Origin of the sequence: Paraburkholderia ribeironis (assembly GCF_900019265.1) — a bacterium.
In the GTDB taxonomy this organism is placed as follows: domain Bacteria; phylum Pseudomonadota; class Gammaproteobacteria; order Burkholderiales; family Burkholderiaceae; genus Paraburkholderia; species Paraburkholderia ribeironis.
The window spans coordinates 1-2746 of record NZ_CYGX02000121.1 but is presented as its reverse complement, the minus strand read 5'-3'; the positions used below and the strand labels follow the sequence as shown (position 1 = coordinate 2746).

General features: G+C 60.4%; 2 protein-coding genes. Both read left to right on the top strand.

Translation table 11 applies throughout. The annotated features are described in order from the left end of the window. Window positions 1-390: 390 nt before the first annotated feature. Window positions 391-588 (top strand): hypothetical protein, encoded by a 198-nt coding sequence (locus tag BN2475_RS31530; protein ID WP_028370019.1) that lies wholly within the window; start codon window positions 391-393, stop codon window positions 586-588. Beyond that, window positions 575-2653: a recombinase family protein gene (locus tag BN2475_RS31525; RefSeq protein WP_094783293.1), complete on the top strand. Its 2079-nt coding sequence runs from the start codon at window positions 575-577 to the stop codon at window positions 2651-2653. The genes BN2475_RS31530 and BN2475_RS31525 overlap by 14 nt, the downstream gene beginning before the upstream one ends. The last annotated feature ends 93 nt before the right edge of the window (window positions 2654-2746 follow it).

The following is a 2746-nucleotide window of genomic DNA, read 5'->3' as shown; positions in this document are numbered from 1 at the left end:
GAGGCTGTAGATTGCGGCGGCACGTTCGCCGCCGGAGTCTGCTCCAGCGAACAGATAGTTACGTCGACCGATGGCAGGTTCGCGATCATTCTGCCCATATCGGGCAGGAAGTTGAAGTCCATTACCGTTGGCATCCCTTGTACGGGCGTCGCGTCAAGGTACGAGACGTCGAGGAACGAAACGGCGGTCGCGTGGTGCACGTCGAGGCCAGCCCAGGCGTAGTGAGGGTGGTGTCGGCGTGGATGCTGGATCGCGTCTCGTGTTCTGCTATGGCCTTGGGCGAGCCGCGCGTCACGGTTGCGGTGCTGAGCGAACTCGAGCGACTGCTCGTTGACTGGCGCTTGCGAGCACACTCGTCGGACGGTTCCACTACCGTCCGGGAGAAACGCAATGGCCAAGCTACCAAGGGGCGTCCTGCTGCGCCCACAACCGCCTGCACTGACGCAGATGGGTCTCAGGTTCGACACCGCCGAGCTTCAGGGAATGAGTGCGGCACAGCGCGCAAGGGCAATCACACACCTTGCGAAGCTGCTGCTCCAGACCTCAGGCGTCGCCATCGGCAAGGAGTCTGACGATGACGAACGCTGATCGTCTGCCAGCGCCTCTGCTCCAGCGCAAAGCAGTAGTTTATGTCCGACAGTCGACGCAGGCTCAGGTTCAGATGCACACCGAGAGCAAGCGTCGCCAGTACGAGCTAGTCGGAGAAGCCAAGCGTCGCGGATTTCGTGACATCGAGGTGATCGATGACGATCTCGGCCGCTCGGCCAGCGGTACGGTCGCGAGGCCCGGTTTTGAGCGGCTGGTGGCGTTACTGTGCGCCGGCGAAGTCGGCGCGGTCCTTTGTCTGGATGCGTCACGCCTCGCCCGCAATGGACGTGACTGGCACCATCTGCTCGAACTGTGCGGTCTCGTTCAGGCGAGGGTTATCGATCTGGACGGTGTGTACGATCCTTGTCGACCGAACGACCGGTTGCTGCTGGGCATGAAGGGTAGCATCAGCGAATTCGAGCTCAACGTTCTTCGAACAAGGATGCTCGATGCAGCTCGCGCCAAGGCTCAGCGGGGCGAACTGCGTATTAGCGTACCGATCGGCTATCTCTGGCACCGTGATATTGGGCTAGGCCTGGATCCAGACCAGCGGCTTCAGGAGGTCATACGCCTGATCTTTGCGCGCTTTCGTGAACTGGGCAGCGCGCGACAAGCCTTCCTGTCGTTGCTGGCCGAACAGATCCACTTTCCAAGACCGACCGACGGCAGGACGCTGACGCAATTCGACTGGACGCTAATACGTTATCGCAACGTCATATCAGTGCTTAGGAATCCCTTCTACGCCGGAGCTTATGCCTACGGCAAGAGTGGCAGCCAGACGACCATCGTAGATGGCCGTGCACACAAGACGTACAAGCATCGTAAGCCGTTTGATCAATGGGAGGTTATGCTCAAAGAGCACCACGAAGGTTACATCGACTGGGGGGAGTTCGAACGCAACCAGAAGGTGCTCGCCGCCAACGCCTATGGCAAGGCGGGCGACGTAAAATCTGGACGCGGCGGCCGAGCCCTGCTTGCAGGGATGCTCGGATGCGCACGTTGCGGTCGGCGCCTGTCGGTGGCCTATACTGGACGCACCCCGCGACCGGTCTATCGATGCTATCGCTTTGACCTGCCGCCGAAGTGCATGAGCTTCGGCGGCTCCCGGATAGACGTCGCGATCGCAAAAGAGCTCATGCGTGTCGTCGAGCCGATGGCGATAGAGGCGGCCTTGCTGGCCGAGCAGACGCGTATGGATACCATAAACGAGCAACGGCGGATCATCGAGCTTGAGCTGCAGCAGGCCCGATACGAAGCCACGCTCGCAGAACGCCGCTACGCTGCCTGCGACCCCGATAATCGTCTGATTGCCGCACAACTGGAGAAGAACTGGGAAGCGGCCTTGCGTCGTGTGCAGGCTTGTCAGACGCGCCTTGAGGCGGCGCATGCGCCAGCAGGATCGGCCCCCGATCCTGATTTCACGAAGCTGGCCGAGGACCTCGATGCCGCCTGGAATGCTCCAGGCGTCAACATGCGCACGCGCCAGCAACTGGTTCGGGCATTGATCGTCGATATAGTCGCCGACGTGGACGAGTCGACGCGGGAAGTCATACTCACGATTCATTGGCAAGGCGGTCAACACTCGCAGTTGCGGATCCGCAAGCCCAAGACTGGAGAGCACGGATGCAACACATCTGACGAAGCGCTCGCAGTGATCCGCAGCATGGCAACCCGATGGTCAGATCAGGACATCGCGGCCTCACTAAACCGGATGGGCATACGCACGGGTCAAGGCAAGACCTGGACTGCGCATCGTGTGAGTTCTGTACGTCGCGTGCGCGATATTTACGCGTACAAGTCGGCAGAGAAGGACGGTGATTGGTTGACGATGTCCGAAGCCGCGACAGCGCTTGGCGTTACCCATTACATGATCCGGCGGCTGATTAAAGACAAAGTTCTCCCCGCCGAGCAGGTAATGCCCGACGCTCCGTGGCAGATTCGCGCGAGCGATCTACACAGTGAGGCAGTTACAGCTGCGTTGACGCGCAAACATCGCCCGTGTCGCAACGAAGTTGAAGGGCAACTCCCAATGTTTACCGAGGTTTCGCAAGGAGGTGCACAATGAACGCCCCGTCGCGAGCGGACGCAGCCCACCATCAGGAGGATGTATGCGAATACTTATCGTCGGTGCAACGGGTCTGCTGGGCAGCGAGGTCGT